Origin of the sequence: Streptomyces sp. NPDC098101, assembly GCF_044760185.1 — a bacterium.
GTDB lineage: Bacteria > Actinomycetota > Actinomycetes > Streptomycetales > Streptomycetaceae > Streptomyces.
This window is the reverse complement of record NZ_JBIWAS010000001.1, coordinates 1,347,263-1,363,207: the sequence shown is the minus strand read 5'-3', so window position 1 is coordinate 1,363,207 and position 15,945 is coordinate 1,347,263. Positions and strand designations below refer to the sequence as shown.

The window sequence follows — 15,945 nt, the reverse complement described above, 5'->3', positions numbered from 1 at the left end:
CCGACGTGGCGGGTTCCGCCCCCGCGCCCTCCGGGTCCCGAGCCCGGCGCTCTGCTGCTGAGCTACACGTCGTAGGGCCCTGACGGTAGTGAGGGCGTCGGGAGGGGGCAACGAGATTTCTCCGGGGCGGGCCACGGGGTCGAGCGGGGTGCGCCCCGGAGTCGCGAGGGGGACGCCGCAGACTCGGGCGGGGTACGCCTTGGAGTCGGCCGGGGTACGCCGCAGACTCAACCGGGGCGGGCTGCAGGCTCGACCGGGGTGCGTGCCGTTCTCCGGCCGGAGCCGGACGCATTCTGCTTGGGAGCGCTCTCAGAAGGTGGGGGCTACAGATATCCTGAACCGGACGAGAACGCGCACCGTACCCGTGCGCGCCCCGCACGATCCGGTACACCGCCCGGCCGACGCAGTCGAGGAGCGCCCGCCTTGCCCGAGCAGACCACGGGGCCCCGCCCCACGCTGGAAGCCGTCGCCGCGCGCGCCGGCGTGTCCCGCGCCACGGCCTCCCGGGTCGTCAACGGGGGCGCGGGCGTGCGCGCTCCCCTGGTCGAGAAGGTCCGCAGAGCCGTCGACGAGCTCGGGTACGTCCCCAACCACGCGGCCCGCACCCTGGTCACCCGGCGCAACGGCGCCGTGGCCGTGATCATCGCGGAGCCCGAGTTCCGGATCTTCTCGGACCCGTTCTTCGAGCAGCAGGTGCGCGGCATCAGCCGGGAACTGACGGCGCACGACTCCCAGTTGGTGCTGCTGTGGGTGGAGGGCCCCGGGGACCACGAGCGGATCGCCCGTTATCTCGGCGGGGGGCACGTGGACGGCGCGCTCGCGTTCTCGCTGCACAGCGACGACGCCCTGCCGGCCGTGATCGAGGGGGCGCGGATCCCGGTGGTCGTCGGCGGGCGTCCGGCCCCCGGCAGCGGTCCGGCCGTGCCCTTCGTCGACTGCGACAACCGGGGCGGCGCCCGGGAGGCGGTGCGGCACCTGGTGGACCTCGGGCGGCGGACCATCGCCCACATCTCCGGTCCGGCCGACCAGACTTCGGCGATCGACCGGCTGCACGGCTACCGGGACGTCCTCCACGACGCCGATCCGGAGCTGCTGTGCGCGGGCGCCTTCACCGAGGAGAGCGGCGCGCGGGCCATGGCGGAGCTGCTCGACCGGCGGCCGGACGTGGACGGGGTGTTCGTCGCCAACGACCTGATGGCGTCGGGCGCGCTGCGCACCCTGCGGGAGCGCGGGGTGCGGGTCCCGGAGGACGTGGCGGTCGTCGGCTTCGACGACATGGCCTCGGTGGTCGACCGGACCTCCCCCGCCCTGACGACCGTGCACCAGGACATCGAGGGCATGGGCCGGCTGATGGTGAAGCTGCTGATGCGGCTGCTCGACGGGACCGGGCCCGAGATCCCGGGCTCCGTGATCACCCCGACCTCGCTGGTCCGCCGCGCCTCCGCCTGATCCCCGTACGGGAGACGGCGGGCCCGGGTGCGTCACCCGGGCCCGCCGCCGTACTCCCCTACGGAATCAGCCGTACGGGATCAGTCGTACGGGATGACCACCACGGACCGGTCCGTGCCCGTCTGGAGCCGCGCGTCGCCGTTGCCGATCGCGCTCCAGACCTCCAGGCGGACCGTCCCGCCGCGCAGGTTGCCGAGCGTGCCGGTGGCCGACTTCAGGCCCCGGGACTGGGCGTACTCCTCCCAGCCCGTCACCGGGTCGGTCGCGAAGTAGTGGTACGTCTCCGTGCGGTCGAAGGTGCCGTCGCCGGTGAGGTCGTAGCTGATCCGGGCCTGCTGGCCGAGGCCGACCGACGTGCCGGCGTCCACCTGGAGCCGGAAGGCGGTCGAACCGCCCGCCTGGAGCGTGCCGTTGACGTTCTTGACGACGTAGACGAGCGGCTTGTTCGGGGTGCCGTCGTGGTTGCCGCCCTGCGCGGAGGCGAGGGTGTCGCTGCCCGCCGCGGCCCCGGTGGCCGTGGTGAGCGTGCCGCCGGTGCGGAGCTGGAAGGTGTTGCCGGAGCCGGGCTCCGGCTCGGGGTCGGGACCGGGGCCCGCCGTGCCGTTGCCGGTGGCGGTGGAACGCGCCGGTACGGAGAGGGACTTGCCGTCGGAGAAGGTGACCGTGCGGGCGGTCGAGCCGTGGTTGTGGGCCACGTAGGTGCGCGTGGTGCCCTTGGCGAAGACGGCGGAGGTGGGGATCGATCCGGTGACGGTGGTGTCGGGGGCGCCGAGCGCGTCGAGCGCGGTGATCCAGTGGTAGGTGTGGGCCTTGGACTCGCCCGCCTCCGGGGTGTAGCCGGCGTTCCCGGCGTCCCACTTGGACTTGGCGGCGCCGGGGTCGGCGAGGGCCTGGAACTCCCAGAGGATGTCGCGCCACTCGACGGCCGGGCCGCCGTTCTCGCGCTCCATCTCGGCGATGTTGCGCCGGATGGCGTCCTTGCGGCCGCCGAGGTGGAGCGAGCCGCCGCTGGTCACGGGCAAGACGTTGATGCCGTGGATCTCCTCGGGGTTGGCGGTCCACCAGGTGGAGTAGGCGCCGCCGCTGCCCCAGACCATGCCGACGGTGTCGTGCTGGAAGGAGCCGGGGAAGACCTGCTGGTCGGCGTCGAACCAGTACTGGGCGATGGCCTCGCCCTCGGTGGTCAGGAGGTATGTGCCGAGGTCGCGCAGGGAGGTGTCGCCGGTGGCCGCGCCCCACAGGACGAGGGCGGCGCTGAGGTTGGTCGACTCGGAGGACGACTCCTGGTTGTTTCCGGCGGCGAAGCCCTGGTGGCCGCTGGCCCAGCTGTGTCCGGCGTAGACGTCGAAGCCGCGCAGGAAGGGGTAGGCGCTGTCGGTGCGGCTGGGGTTGGCGGTGTCGCGGACCAGGGTCTTGACCATGGTCCCCCAGGCGGAGTCGGCGGCCCAGTTCGGGTCGTACTGGGCGACGATCGCGGCGGCGTACACGTAGTAGCCGTAGTGGAAGTGGTGGTCGTTGAGCTCGGTGTCGCTGCCGTAGGAGGCCGGGTAGCCGGTGAGGGTCTTCCAGACCTTGTCGTACGAGAACTCGGTGGCGCCGCCGGCCGTGAACCACTCCTGGAGGCGGCCCTTGATGAGGCCGAGGAGCTTGTCGCGGACCGCGCCCTCGCCGATCTGGTCGGCGAGCGGCACGAGCTGGGCGAGCTTGCCGAGGGCCTTGCCGGTCCAGTACGTGTCGACGGCTCCGGAGAACGGGTCGGAGGAGTTCGCGACCTCGTTCAGGTAGCCGCGCAGCCGGGCCGTGTCGATCCCGCTGCCGGGCAGGCCCGGGAGGGTGGCGGCGGCCTTCTGGGCGGTGGTGAAGGAGGCCGCCTCGCGGACCTTCATGGTGCCCCGGGGCGAGACGTAGGTGTACGGGGTCAGCGGGTCGGTGGTGTGCAGCCACTGGTGGCGGTAGAGCGCCTGGAGGGTGCCGCGCTCGGTGCCCTCCCTGGCCTCGGTGGTGAGGCTGTAGGTGGCGCGGACGGTGCCGGCGTCGTAGCTCCAGCCGACCGTGGAGCCGGTGACGAAGCTGTAGGCGTACTTGCGGTAGGTGGCGAGGGCGTCGGTGGAGGGCAGGACGGCGACGGAGAAGTAGTCCTTGCCGCCGAGTCCGGCGGTGATGGTGGAGCCGGAGACGTTCCAGTCGGTGCCGCTCGGCGAGAAGAGGGCGTAGTGGTGGCCGGCGACGGTGATGCCGAGGACGTTGCCCTGGTCGGAGAAGACGGTCGGCGCGGTGGCGGTGGTGATCCGGGCGTCGCCGCCGGTGCCCCGGGCGTACACGAAGGGCAGGCCGTGGCCGATGGTGGTGCGCAGGGTGCGGGCGCCGTCGGACCAGTAGGGGGTGACGGTCCAGTCGGACCAGGCGTCGGCCTTGGTGTCGGGCGAGTTCAGGCCGGTGAGGCCGAGGGTGAGGTCGCGCTTGTGGGCGAACTCGTACTGGCGCCCGTCGCCGACGATCGCGGGGCTGGTGGGGTAGCCGACCTCCAGGCCGCCGGAGACGGCCTGGTAGGTGAGCGGGTGGCCGTACATGGGGGTGGAGTACGGGTTGTCCCCGTAGCGCTGGAAGGCGAGGGAGGACCACCAGTCGTTGGTGGGGACGGGCTTGCCCTGGGCGGCGGCGGTGACCTTGGGGGTGACCGGGGCGCCGGTGTTGGTGGTGGGTCCGGAGGTACCGGCGGGGCGGGTGTCGGAGTAGCTTCCGGCGCCCGCCGGGACGGTGGCCGCGGCCGCGGGGACGGCGGCGGGGCCGAGTCCCACGGCGGCGAGGGCGGAGACCAGGACCAGCGCTGCGGCGGGCCGGGTGCGGGGGGATGGCATGAAGGGGCACCTCATGTCGTCTGCGGCGGATGGAGCTCGGGGTGGTGCATCGAGGGGGTGGGGCTCCGAGGGGTGAAGCTCGGGGTGGCGCTCGTGGAGGGCGGACGGAGCCGCCTGGACGGGGCGGATGGAGCTCGGACGGGGGGTGCGCGGAGCGGGGAGGACCGTGTTCGGGAGTCCGGAAGTCCGGCCTCCAGAATGGCTGAGAGCGCTCTCAGAGTGACGGAAACGTAAAACCCTGGAAACGAGCGTGTCAAGAGGTTGAACACGGGCGGGAGTTGGGGTTTCCCCTCGTCCGTTACGCCTTCGAGTCTTGACGGATGCACCGCGGCACGGGCACGCTCCCCACGCACGCTTGAGAGCGCTCTCAACCGCTCTCGCTCGTTCCGGAGCCAAGGGAGGCTTCCCATGCCCATCGCCCGAGCCGCCAAGAGAGCCGTCGTCCGCCTGGGTGCGGTCACGCTCGCCGGGGCCCTGCTCGCCGCCTGCGGCGGATCGACGGACGACTCGTCCTCGGACAGCGCGGGAGGGAAGGTCACGATCACCGTCGACCTCTTCGGCTCCTTCGGATACAAGGAGGCCGGGCTCTACGCGGAGTACGAGAAGCTCCACCCCGGCGTCACCATCAAGCAGACGGACACCGAGGACGAGGCCGACTACTGGAAGTCCCTCCAGACCCGGCTCGCCGGCAACGCCGGCCTCGCCGACGTGCAGGGCATCGAGGTGGGCCGCATCGCCTCCGTCGCCCAGCAGCAGGCCGACCGCTTCGAGGACCTGAAGAAGTACGGCGCCGACTCCCTGAAGGACCAGTTCGCCCCGGCCAAGTGGGCCGCCGCCACCGGCAGGGGCGGCGAGGTCCTCGGCCTCGGCACGGACGTCGGCCCGGAGGCCATGTGCTACCGCACCGACCTCTTCAAGCAGGCCGGGCTGCCCACCGACCGCGAGGAGCTCGCGAAGAAGTGGGCCACCTGGGACGGCTACCTGGCCCTCGGCAAGCAGTACAAGGCGAAGGCCCCCGCCAAGAGCGCCTGGCTCGACAGCGTCGGCAGCCTCTACTCGATCATGATCGGCCAGGAGAAGGAGCGCTACTACGACGCCTCCGGGAAGCTGATCTGGGAGCAGAACCCCGCCCTGCGCTCCGCCTGGGACCACGCCGTCCAGGCCGCGAACGACGGTCTGAGCGCCAAGCTCGACCAGTGGTCCCCGCAGTGGAACCAGGCCTTCTCGGCCGGCTCCTTCGCCACCATGCCGTGCCCCGCCTGGATGCTCGGCTACATCAAGGGCCAGGCCGGTGAGGCCGGCAAGGGCAAGTGGGACGTCGCCAAGCTGCCCGGCGGCGCCGGCAACTGGGGCGGGTCCTACCTGGCCGTGCCGAAGGCCGCGAAGCACAAGAAGGAGGCGTACGAGCTGATCAAGTGGCTCACCGCCCCCGAGCAGCAGACCAAGCTCTTCCAGAAGCAGGGCAACTTCCCCTCCGCCACCGGCGCGATCGAGAAGGTCGCCGACGCGAAGGACGCGTTCTTCTCGGACGCCCCCATCGGCAAGATCTTCGGTGAGGCGGCGAAGGAGGCCCCGGTCCAGGTCCTCGGCATCCACGACCAGAACATCGCCCAGCAGATCACCAACGCGCTGAGCGAGGTCGAGCGCAAGGGCGTCTCTCCCGAGAAGGCCTGGTCGAACGCCAAGAAGGGCGTCGAGAACACCATCGGCTGACCCGTGCCGCCGGACGGACGCCCCGGGAACGGGGGGTCCGTCCGCCCCGCCTCCCCCGCTCCGACCCCACCGAAGGGCCGCACCGTGACCCTCACCGCACCCGAGACACCGGCCCCGCCGAAGCCGGCCGCGCCGCCCCGGCGCCCCGGACCCGCCCGGCGGACCTGGCAGAAGGTCTCCCCGTACGCCTACATCACCCCGTTCTTCACCCTGTTCGCCGCCTTCGGCCTCTTCCCGCTGATCTACACGGCCTTCGTCTCGCTGTACCGGGTGGAGCTCCAGACGCCCGGCGACATGGAGTGGCGCGGGCTCGGCAACTACACCGCGCTCTTCGGTGACGAGTACTTCTGGGTCTCGCTGCGCAACACCTTCACCATCGGCGTGCTCTCCACCGTGCCGCAGCTCGTCATGGCCCTCGGCCTGGCGCACCTGCTGAACTACCGGATGCGCGGCCGCACCTTCCTGCGCACGGCGGTGCTGCTGCCGTACGCCACCTCGGTCGCCGCCGCCACCCTCGTCTTCGCCCAGCTCTTCGGGCGGGACTTCGGCCTGATCAACTACGCGCTCGGGCTCGTCGGCATCGACCCGGTCGACTGGCAGAACGGCACGGTGGCCTCGCAGATCGCCGTGTCGACGGTCGTCATCTGGCGCTGGACCGGCTACAACGCGCTGATCTACCTGGCCGGTATGCAGTCGATCCCGGACGAGCTGTACGAGGCGGCCGCGATGGACGGGGCCTCGCGGTGGCGCCAGTTCTTCCACGTCACGCTGCCCGGACTGCGGCCCACCATCCTCTTCACCGTCATCGTCTCCACGATCGGCGCGACCCAGCTGTTCGGCGAGCCGCTGCTCCTCGAAGGGTCGATCTCGGGCGGCATCTCGCACCAGTACCAGACGCTCGGGCTCTACATGTACGAGCAGGGCTGGGGCTTCTTCCACCTGGGCCGGGCCGCCGCCATCGCCTGGGTGATGTTCCTGCTCATCGTGGTGCTGGTCGGGGTCAACGCCCTGATCGCGCGCCGCCGTTCCCGCAAGGAGGCCGGCCGATGACCGCGCCGATCGCCCCGGCGGCGCCCGCCGCTCCCCCGGCCGCCCCGCCCGCCCCGGAGCCCGGCCGGACGCCGCGCCGGGGGGCCTCCCGGGCCGGCCGCACGCTGCACGCGGGCCCGCTCGCGTACGGGATCCTCGTCGTCGCCGTGCTGTTCTCGGCGTTCCCGTTCTACTGGACGATCGTCGCCGCCAGCCGCTCCAACGCCGAGCTGGCGAAGGTCCCGCCGACGCTGCTCCCGGGGCCGAACCTGATCAAGAACTTCGAGGCGGTCCTCGAAGAGGCCGACATCGGCAAGGCGCTGCTCAACTCGTTCCTCGTCTCCGGCTCGATCACCCTCGGCACCGTCCTGTGCTGCACCCTGGCCGGGTTCGCCTTCGCCAAGCTGCGCTTCAGGGGCCGGGGCGCGCTGCTCGCGGTCACCGTCGGCACCATGATGATCCCGCCGCAGCTGGGCGTGATCCCGCTGTTCATGCTGATCGCCGAGCTGGGCTGGGTGAACCAGCTCCAGTCGGTGATCCTGCCGGGCCTGGTCTCCGCGTTCGGCGTGTTCTTCATGCGCCAGTACCTGGTGCAGTCGCTGCCGGACGAACTGATCGAGGCGGCCCGGGTCGACGGCGCGTCCACCGCCAGGATCTTCTGGTCGATCGTCGTGCCGATCGCCCGGCCCGGCATGGCCGTGCTCGGTCTGCTGACCTTCATGGCCTCGTGGAACGACTTCTTCTGGCCCGTCGTCGCCCTGTCCTCCTCCGAGCCCACCGTCCAGGTCGCCCTGCGCCAGCTCGGCGGCGGGTACGTCCACGACCAGTCCGTGATCATGGCCGGCACGCTGCTCGGCACCCTGCCGGTGCTGCTCGTCTTCGGCCTGCTCGGCCGGCAGATCGTCGGCGGCATCATGCAGGGCGCCGTCAAGGGCTGACCGCCCCCGCCCCCTCTCCCGCTCGCCCCTCCTCCTCCCCGCCGAACGTCTCACCCCAGGGAGTTCCCACCCCATGACCGCGCTCGACGCCCGCACCGACTCGACGACCACGCTCCGCTTCCCCGAGGGCTTCCGCTGGGGCACCGCCACGGCCGCCTACCAGATCGAGGGGGCGGCGGCCGAGGACGGCCGCACGCCGTCCATCTGGGACACCTTCAGCCGTACGCCGGGCAAGGTCCGCAACGGCGACACCGGCGACATCGCCGCCGACCACTACCACCGGCTCGACGAGGACGTCGCCCTGATGCGGCGGCTCGGCGTGACCGACTACCGCTTCTCGATCGCCTGGCCCCGGGTCCAGCCCACCGGGCGCGGCCCGGCCGTGCGCAAGGGCCTGGACTTCTACCGGCGGCTGGCGGACTCCCTCCTGGAGGCCGGGATCCGGCCCGTGGCGACCCTCTACCACTGGGACCTGCCGCAGGAGCTGGAGGACGCGGGCGGCTGGCCGCACCGGGAGACCGCGCACCGCTTCGCCGAGTACGCCGGGATCATGGCGGACGCGCTCGGCGACCGGGTGGCGACCTGGACCACGCTCAACGAGCCGTGGTGCGCCGCCTTCCTCGGCTACGGCAACGGCGTGCACGCCCCGGGCCGCACCGACGACCTGGCCGCGCTGCGCGCCGCCCACCACCTGAACCTGGCGCACGGCCTGGGGGCGCGGGCGCTGCGCGGCGCGCTGCCCGGATCGGCCGAGGTCTCCCTGACCCTCAACCTGCACGCCGTACGGGCCCTCACGCAGTCCCCCGAGGACCTGGACGCGGCCCGCCGGATCGACGCCGTCGGCAACCGGATCTTCCTGGACCCGGTCTTCCACGGGCGGCTTCCGGAGGACCTGGTCCGCGACACGGCGTCGGTCACGGACTGGTCGTTCGTGCGGGACGGCGATCTGGAGGCGGCGGCCGCGCCGATCGACTCCCTCGGCATCAACTACTACTCCCCGTCCGTCGTGGCGGCGGGCTCCTCCGAGTCGCCGGCGCCGTGGGCGGGCGCGGAGCGGCACGTCCGGTTCCTGCCGGCGCCGGGGCCGCGCACGGCCATGGACTGGCCGGTGGATGCGAACGGCCTGCACGAGCTGCTGATCCGGCTGCGGGACGAACTGCCCGGCGTACCGCTGGTGATCACGGAGAACGGGGCGGCGTACGACGACTACGCCGACCCGTCGGGGAACGTGAAGGACCCGGAGCGGGTGGCCTATCTGCACGCGCACCTGGCGGCGGTGCACCGCGCCCTGGAGGACGGGGCCGACGTGCGGGGCTACTTCCTGTGGTCGCTCCTGGACAACTTCGAGTGGGCGTACGGCTACAGCAAGCGGTTCGGCATCGTCCACGTGGACTTCGCGACGCAGCGGCGGACGCTGAAGGACAGCGCCCGCTGGTACGCGGAGGTGATCGCCCGGGGCGGCCTCGCGGAGGCGTGAGGACGCGGGGGCGGGCGGGGTCACGGGCCTCCGCGAGGCCGGTGGTGCGGTCGTGCGGGAACGCCGAGGGGGTGCCGCGGCACCCCCTCGGAGCCGCGGCACCCCCGGTCACCGCGCGGACGGGCCCCGCGTCACACGCGCTGCCACAGGGCCGGGACCTTGGACGGCTCCCAGCCGGTCTGGGCCTGGTGGCCCTGGAGGCAGCGGTAGGTGGCGCCGCCGTAGGTCACGGTGTCACCGGCCTTGTAGACCTTGCCGGCCGCCCAGGTGCCGCCCGGCTCGGGCTCGCCGGGACCGGGGCCCGGGCCCGGGTCGGTGGTGGTCTTCAGGGTCAGGCCGTAGTTCTGGAGGATCGGGTTCAGCGGCTGGAAGAAGGTCGTGCCGCCGCTGGAGCAGTTGCCGGAGCCGCCCGAGGTCACGCCCTGGGCCTGGCTGCCGGAGATGTACGAGCCGCCGGAGTCGCCGGGCTCGGCGCAGACGGTCGTGCGGGTGACGCCCGAGATGGTGCCCTCGGGGTAGGTGACGCTGGTGTTGTGCTGTTGCACGGTGCCGCAGTGCCAGCCGGTGGTCGAGCCGGAGCGGCACACGGAGGAGCCGACGGGCTGGAGGACGGAGCCGGTCACCTGGACGTTGGCGCCGCCGGAGCCCTTCACGTACGGGGTGGCGGTCCAGTTGGAGTTGGTGGCGACCCAGGCCATGTCGTTGCCGGGGAAGACCGAGGCCTGGAAGCTGCCCTGGGCGACCTGGTTGAAGCCGCTGGTGGAGGTGCCGGCGCGGCCGCAGTGGCCGGCCGTGGCGAAGCCCTGGGTGGTGCCCTTGGTGATCGGGAAGCCGACGGAGCAGCGTCCGCTGCCGTTCATGTAGTACGCGTCGCCGCCCCGGAGGTCGTACAGCGGGCGGGGCGCCTCGGCGGTGCGGACCACCTTCACCAGGTCGCGGGGGACACCGGTGGCCGCGAGGAGCCGCGCTCCGGCTCCGGCCCGTGCCTCCTCGACGACGAGGACGTTGGCGCGGACGTCGACGTACCGGACGGGCGCCTCGGCGGTGGCGGCCCGGTCCAGGGTCTCCTTGGCCCGCTCCAGGGCGGTCAGGGCGTGCGTCACGACCTTGGCGTTCGCGCCCGAGGCGCGGATCGCGGCCGCGTCGGCGGCGCGGGTGGTGGCCACGGTCAGGGTGCCGGACTCGGCGCCGTCCACCCAGGACCCGGCGAAGGTGCCGCCCAGGTCCAGGCGGAGTCCGGCGGCCCTGGCCCCGGCCTCGGCCTCGTTGGCGAGGCGGTTCTCGGCCTGGGCGCGGGTGAGTCCCAGGTCGCGCTGCATGGCGCGGAGGAGTTCGGGCTGCGCGGAGGCGGTGCCGAGGGCGTCGGCGGCCGTTCTGACGGTGGGGACGCGGTCCTCGCCGTGCGGGGCCGCGGTGGCGGAACCGGCCTGGAGGCCGGCCAGTGCCAGGCCGGCGGCGGCCAGCACGGTACACGCCGTGCGGGCGTGTCGTCGGAGCATGGGGAGTCTCCTCGGTTGGCGGTGGGGGATCTGCTGAAACCGTAGGGATCCCGCCGGGGAGACGGCAGTTGCCAGTCGGCCCCTGCCACGGCGTTATGGCCGGTGGCCGAAGGGGGTGGGGACGCGGGGGTGTTGGGGCGCGGGGCTTTTCGTACGCGGGTGTTCGGGCGCGCGGTCCGGAACGAGCGGGCGCGCGTCAGCGCGGGGTGTTCTCGCGGGGCGCCGGGGCCGGTGCCGGGGCCGTCGTGCGGCCGGCGCTGCGGGCGAGGGCCTCCTCGTGGGCGGCCCGGGTGTGGTGCAGGACGGCGGCGGCCCGGCCGGCGGCTCGGCCCTCGGGGTGCCAGCCGAGCAGGTGCCGCCACACCAGCGGCGCGCCCGCGAGGGGTCTGGTCACCAGGCCGGGGGTGACGGGAAAGGTGGCCCGGCAGAGGCCGACGGCCCGGCCGACCTGGACCAGGTGCACGCAGGAGGCGGTGTCCGTCTCGTACACGCAGGCCGGGGTGAACCCGGCCCGTACGCACGCGGCGGCGAAGCAGTCGCCGAAACAGCCGTCGCCCGGCACGTCGGTCCAGGCCTCCGCCGCCAGTTCGGCCAGGTCGATCTCGGCGCGGGGCGCCAGCGGGTGGTCGGCGGCCAGCATCACGTACACCGGATCGCGGGCCACCTCCGTCCAGGCGAGCCGGCCCGCCTCGGGCGGTCCGCTCTCGCCGCAGACCCCGACGAGGGCGAAGTCGAGCCGGCCCGCGACCACCCCGCCGGCGATCTCGCGCTCCGACCAGGAGGTGTACGTGGTGACCGGCGCTCCGGGGTCGGTGCGGGCGATCCGGTCGACGAGGCCGCCGAGCAGCGGGCCGTGCGTGCCGCCGAGCCGGTAGCCCTCCGCCCCGTCCCGGGCGAACCGCACGGCCTCCTCCTGGAGTTCGCACACGGCGGGCAGCACCACGCGGGCGCGTTCCAGGACGAGATCGCCGAGCGCCGTGGTCCGCACGCCCTCCCGGCCCCGCTCGAACAGCTCCCCGCCCAGGGCGCGTTCGATCCGCTTGAGCTGGGCGCTGAGGGCGGGCTGCGCGAGGCCGAGCGCGGTGGCGGCGCGGGTGAGACTCCCCGCGTCCGCGATGGCCCGGATCGTCTTGAGGTGCCTCAGCTCCAAGTCCATACGGAGAGCTTGGCGTCCCGCGCCCGGGAGGTCCAGACCAACGACGGGCCGCAGGGTGCGGGAACCGGGGGGAACACGTGATCGTCTTGAGGGGCGAAAAGGGCGGCCGACCGGAAGACCGGCGGCCGCGAGGGCACGTAAGCAGGAGGTACTGGGTGACGGTCACGCTCGCGGAGGAGATCATGCTGTTGTCGCTGGACGACGCGTCCGGGGCCGCGCAGGAGAAGCAGTCCGCCTCGTGGGCCGTCGCCGGCGGCATCCTGCTCGACCTCGTCCTGGCCGGGCGCGTGGCGGTCGAGGGGGGACGCCTCCGGGTGACGGACCCGACGCCCACGGGCGTTCCGCTGCTCGACGCGCGGCTGCGGCAGATCGCCGAGTGGGCGGGGCGGAAGAGCCGGGTCCCGAAGGTCACGGAGTGGCTGACGAAGGACCACCCCAAGGCCGTGCGGGCGACGGTCGACAGCCTGTGCGGGCGGGGGCTCGTCCGGGCCGAACAGCACAAGGTCCTGGGGCTCTTCCCGGTCACCCGCTACCCGGAGGCGGACGGCTCCGGGTAGCGGGAGCTGCGGGACAGGCTGCGGGCCGTGGTCCTCGGCGGCGCCCGGCCCGACGTGCGGACGGCCGGCCTCCTCGCCCTCGTGCACGGCGCGAAGCTGCACCGCGTGGCCTTCCCCGAGGTGCCGCGCAAGGAGATCGCCCCGCGCCTGGAGGAGATCGCGGCCGGTCAGTGGGCTTCCGAGGACGTGCGCCGCGCGATCCGCGACATGCAGGCGGCGATGACGGTGATCCTGGCGGCCACGGTGGTCACGATCGCGGGCTGAGTCCTTTCCCGCGGTGTGCTTTCACGCGGGGTCTTCTCGCGCGGTGCGCTTTCGCGCGGGGTCCTCCCCCGTAGGGGCCTTTCTCGCGGTTCCGACCGGACGGGGCCCGGGGCGAGCCCCCACGGCTCGCCCCGGGTCCGGCCCGGTCGGATCCCGCTCCCGCGCGTCCGGGCGGGCCGGGGGCGCCGTACGCCGGGAACCGCTCCGGTGTCCGTCTCCACCGGGGACGGCCCCTCCCCCGCCGGTGGCACCCCCACGACGGCGGCCCACGGCCCTCCGGTACGCGTCGGCAGTCGCGCCGGGACGGTCGGTCACACCGCCCCGGCCTGCTGACCCGGGCCACTCTGCCGCCCGCCGCTCACGTCCCGCTGTCGTTCCGCTAACGTCCGCGCGGGTCCGTCACGGGGGGCGAGGTCCGCCGTGTGCTTGATCTCCTCCAGGATCCGGGCCGCCTCCACGAGGACGGTGCCGTGCACGGGCCACTCCCCCTCGCGGCCGGGGCGGTCGGAGCGGGCCGTGGCCGTCACCTCCGCGTAGCGGCGCTCGGCGTCCTCGACGCGGCGGCGGAGCCGGGCCGGGTCGTCCGGCCCCCGGGGCGGGGCGAGGAGTTCGAGTCCTTCGGCGGTGGCGTGCAGCAGGTCGGCATAGGAGGCGGCGAAGTCCGCCGAGACGGACGCCTCGAAGGGGCGCCGTGGCCCGGAGGGGCGGGGCTCGTACGTCAGGGCGCGGGCGATGGAGCGGACGTGCGTGCCGACGCGCTCGATCATGCCGACGGTCTCGTGGCAGCGCCGGAGCGACTCCTGTGCGCTGCTCCAGGGGCGGCGGGGGTTGAGCCTGGCGTTCTCCTGCTCCCTGTCGAGCGCCGCGCGCGCCCGGGCCGCCTGCGCGGCCAGTTCCTCGCAGCGGCGCGGCCAGTCCTCCTCCCGTACGTCCTCGCCCCCGGTCTTGGCCTCGGCGGTCCTGGCCAGGTCGCGCAGGAGGGTCTGGGCGCGGGCGGTCAGGTCCTCGACCCGACGCCGCGCCGTGGCCGTGTGCGGGGAGGGGGCGAAGGCGAAGTGGGCGGCGAGGCCGCAGCACACCCCGATGGTGGCGGACGCGACCAGGGGGCCGATGTAGTCGATCCGTCCGCCGCCGCCCACGAACGCGAAGAGGGCCACCACCGGCACCTGGGTGCCCTGGCCTCCGAGGAGGTGGAGGCGGGCGACCACGAGGGCGACGAGGGCCAGGACGCCGAGGGTCCAGGCGTGGACGCCGACGGTGCTGCCGAATCCCGCCGCCACGGCCGTGCCGATCGCCATGGCCGCCAGGTACTGGGCCGAGTCCCACATCGAGCGGTAGACCGTGGACTGGAGGGCGAGGAGCGCCGTAAACGGGGCGAACGCCGTGACGTTCGCGGGCAGCAGCCAGGAGGAGAGGCACCAGGCGACGGTGGCGGCGGCCGCGCCCTTGGCCTGGAGCAGAAGGCCGTCGCGCGCCTCGCCGGGCCCTCTTATCGCGTCCGTGAGGGAGGTGCGGGCGGCGTGCCACCGGTCCCGGCACCAGTCGCCCGCCCCGCTCTTCGATTCGGCCATGCCTCTCCCGTCCTCCGTCACCGCTCGTGTCCGCCGCGCCTACCCGCCGCCCGGGGATGTACGTGCGCGCGTCCCGTGGCGCGGGGGTGTCGGGAGAAGAACGGCCGTTCCGGGCATCGTGCGCTCCGGACGTGGAAGACGCGGAGGTGTCGGCGACCGTTCGCACCGGAGGAGGCCCCCGTGTCCCGCACCCCGGAATCCCGTGTCCCGGAATCCGTGTACGCCCGCGTCGGGGAGGAGGTGGCCGCCCGGGCGGACCGCCTCTGGGACGTGGGCCTCGCGCTGCACCGCGAACCCGAGACGGCCTACGAGGAGCACGGGGCGTCCCGGCTCCTCGCGGACGAGCTCGAACGGGAGGGCTTCCGGGTGGAGCGCGGCGTGGCGGGGCTGCCGACCGCCTTCGTCGGACGGTCGGGCGAAGAGGGCGAAGAGGGCGAAAAGGACGGGCGTCCCCGGGTCGCGCTCCTGATGGAGTACGACGCGCTGCCGCTGCTCGGCCACGCCTGCGGGCACAACCTGATCGCGGCGGCCGGCCTCGGCGCGGCGCTCGCCGCGCGGGCGGCGCTGGGTGGGGAGGCCGGGGGGACGCTGCTCGCCGTCGGGGCTCCGGCGGAGGAGCGCGGCGGCGGGAAGGTGACGGAGGTGGAGGCGGGCCTGTTCGAGGGGGTGGACGCGGCGCTGATGTTCCATCCCGGCGTGTACGACTGGGCGTGGGCCCCGCTGACCGCCAGCGCGCAGATCAGGGTGGGGTTCCACGGGCGGGCCGCGCACCCGACGGGCAACCCCACGGAGGGGATCGACGCGCTGGGGGCCCTGATCCAGCTGTTCAACGCGCTGGGCGTGCTGCACAAGCGGCTGCCGTCCGGGTCGCACGTCCAGGGGATCGTGACGGAAGGGGGCCGGGCCACGAACATCGTCCCCGCGTACGCGGAGGGTCTCTTCGGGCTGCGCGGCGGGACCACGGCCGCCCTGGAGGAGCTGGTGGAGGAGCTGCGCACCTGCGCCCGGGGCGTGGCGCTTGCCACCGGTACGACGGTGGAGGTGGCGGACGTGGGTGGCCGGTACGAGCACTTCCGCGACAACGACGTGCTGTCCGGTCTCTTCGCCGGGCACCTGGAGCGGGCGGGCGTCCGGCTGTCGGAGCCCGTGGCGGGGGTGTACCTGGGGTCGTCGGACATCGGGAACGTCAGTACGCGCGTGCCCGCGATCCATCCGTTCGTCGCGATCACGGGCCCGGACGCCTCCGACCACACGCCGGAGTTCGCGGAGGCGGCGGCCGGGCCCCGGGCACGGCGGGTGATGCTCGCGGCGGCCGAGGCGCTCGCCTGCACGGCGGTGGACGTCCTGCTGCGGGCGGACGTGCCGGAGCGGGCCTGGGGCCGCTTCCGGGAGAAGGCCGCCGCGGGGCTGTGACCCCGGCGGGGCCCGGGGCCC

10 protein-coding genes, 1 tRNA gene and 1 pseudogene are annotated in these 15,945 nt (G+C 73.7%); 7 read left to right on the top strand and 5 right to left on the bottom strand.

The window, feature by feature from the left end:
- Nucleotides 1-72: transfer RNA gene (locus ACIQVI_RS05565), tRNA-Pro, on the bottom strand.
- Nucleotides 73-423: 351 nt separating this feature from the next.
- On the opposite strand from ACIQVI_RS05565, the gene ACIQVI_RS05560 reads away from it, so the two are divergent.
- Nucleotides 424-1,449 (top strand): LacI family DNA-binding transcriptional regulator, encoded by a 1,026-nt coding sequence (locus tag ACIQVI_RS05560; RefSeq protein ID WP_403591385.1) that lies wholly within the window; start codon nt 424-426, stop codon nt 1,447-1,449.
- An 80-nt stretch (nt 1,450-1,529) separates the two neighbouring features.
- On the opposite strand, the gene ACIQVI_RS05555 is transcribed toward ACIQVI_RS05560, so the two are convergent.
- Complete coding sequence (locus tag ACIQVI_RS05555) at nt 1,530-4,307, bottom strand: glycosyl hydrolase (RefSeq protein WP_403591382.1); 2,778 nt, start codon at nt 4,305-4,307, stop codon at nt 1,530-1,532.
- Nucleotides 4,308-4,715: 408 nt separating this feature from the next.
- Between ACIQVI_RS05555 and ACIQVI_RS05550 the strand changes: the two genes are divergently transcribed.
- The 4 genes from ACIQVI_RS05550 (at nt 4,716) to ACIQVI_RS05535 (ending at nt 9,464) form a co-directional block, all read left to right on the top strand.
- Nucleotides 4,716-6,020, top strand: a complete 1,305-nt coding sequence (locus tag ACIQVI_RS05550) for an ABC transporter substrate-binding protein (protein ID WP_403591379.1) — start codon at nt 4,716-4,718, stop codon at nt 6,018-6,020.
- Nucleotides 6,021-6,104: 84 nt separating this feature from the next.
- Complete coding sequence (locus tag ACIQVI_RS05545; protein WP_403591376.1) at nt 6,105-7,070, top strand: carbohydrate ABC transporter permease; 966 nt, start codon at nt 6,105-6,107, stop codon at nt 7,068-7,070.
- Entirely contained in the window at nt 7,067-7,987 is a 921-nt protein-coding gene (locus tag ACIQVI_RS05540) for a carbohydrate ABC transporter permease (protein WP_351973588.1), read from the top strand. The genes ACIQVI_RS05545 and ACIQVI_RS05540 overlap by 4 nt, the downstream gene beginning before the upstream one ends.
- A 73-nt stretch (nt 7,988-8,060) precedes the next feature.
- Nucleotides 8,061-9,464 (top strand): GH1 family beta-glucosidase, encoded by a 1,404-nt coding sequence (locus tag ACIQVI_RS05535; RefSeq protein WP_403591372.1) that lies wholly within the window; start codon nt 8,061-8,063, stop codon nt 9,462-9,464.
- Between the two features lie 131 nt (nt 9,465-9,595).
- On the opposite strand, the gene ACIQVI_RS05530 is transcribed toward ACIQVI_RS05535, so the two are convergent.
- Both ACIQVI_RS05530 and ACIQVI_RS05525 read right to left on the bottom strand, forming a co-directional pair.
- Entirely contained in the window at nt 9,596-10,963 is a 1,368-nt protein-coding gene (locus ACIQVI_RS05530; RefSeq protein WP_351972343.1) for a carbohydrate-binding protein, read from the bottom strand.
- Between the two features lie 196 nt (nt 10,964-11,159).
- On the bottom strand, nt 11,160-12,119 hold the full coding sequence (locus tag ACIQVI_RS05525) for a LysR family transcriptional regulator (RefSeq protein ID WP_351972342.1): 960 nt from the start codon (nt 12,117-12,119) through the stop codon (nt 11,160-11,162).
- A 155-nt stretch (nt 12,120-12,274) separates the two neighbouring features.
- On the opposite strand from ACIQVI_RS05525, the pseudogene ACIQVI_RS05520 reads away from it, so the two are divergent.
- A pseudogene (locus ACIQVI_RS05520) lies at nt 12,275-12,940 on the top strand (GPP34 family phosphoprotein).
- Nucleotides 12,941-13,251: 311 nt separating this feature from the next.
- On the opposite strand, the gene ACIQVI_RS05515 reads toward ACIQVI_RS05520, so the two are convergent.
- Nucleotides 13,252-14,511 (bottom strand): aromatic acid exporter family protein, encoded by a 1,260-nt coding sequence (locus tag ACIQVI_RS05515; RefSeq protein WP_403591368.1) that lies wholly within the window; start codon nt 14,509-14,511, stop codon nt 13,252-13,254.
- A gap of 180 nt (nt 14,512-14,691) precedes the next feature.
- Here ACIQVI_RS05515 and ACIQVI_RS05510 point away from each other — a divergent pair, with 180 nt between their 5' ends.
- Nucleotides 14,692-15,924: an amidohydrolase gene (locus ACIQVI_RS05510; protein WP_403591365.1), complete on the top strand. Its 1,233-nt coding sequence runs from the start codon at nt 14,692-14,694 to the stop codon at nt 15,922-15,924.
- Nucleotides 15,925-15,945: the final 21 nt, after the last annotated feature.

Coding starts and splice junctions, on each gene's coding strand:
- ACIQVI_RS05555 (WP_403591382.1), bottom strand. CDS start 4,307: ATGCCATCCCCCCGCACCCGGCCCGCCGCAGCGCTGGTCCTGGTCTCC.
- ACIQVI_RS05550 (WP_403591379.1), top strand. CDS start 4,716: ATGCCCATCGCCCGAGCCGCCAAGAGAGCCGTCGTCCGCCTGGGTGCG.
- ACIQVI_RS05540 (WP_351973588.1), top strand. CDS start 7,067: ATGACCGCGCCGATCGCCCCGGCGGCGCCCGCCGCTCCCCCGGCCGCC.
- ACIQVI_RS05535 (WP_403591372.1), top strand. CDS start 8,061: ATGACCGCGCTCGACGCCCGCACCGACTCGACGACCACGCTCCGCTTC.
- ACIQVI_RS05530 (WP_351972343.1), bottom strand. CDS start 10,963: ATGCTCCGACGACACGCCCGCACGGCGTGTACCGTGCTGGCCGCCGCC.
- ACIQVI_RS05525 (WP_351972342.1), bottom strand. CDS start 12,119: ATGGACTTGGAGCTGAGGCACCTCAAGACGATCCGGGCCATCGCGGAC.
- ACIQVI_RS05515 (WP_403591368.1), bottom strand. CDS start 14,511: ATGGCCGAATCGAAGAGCGGGGCGGGCGACTGGTGCCGGGACCGGTGG.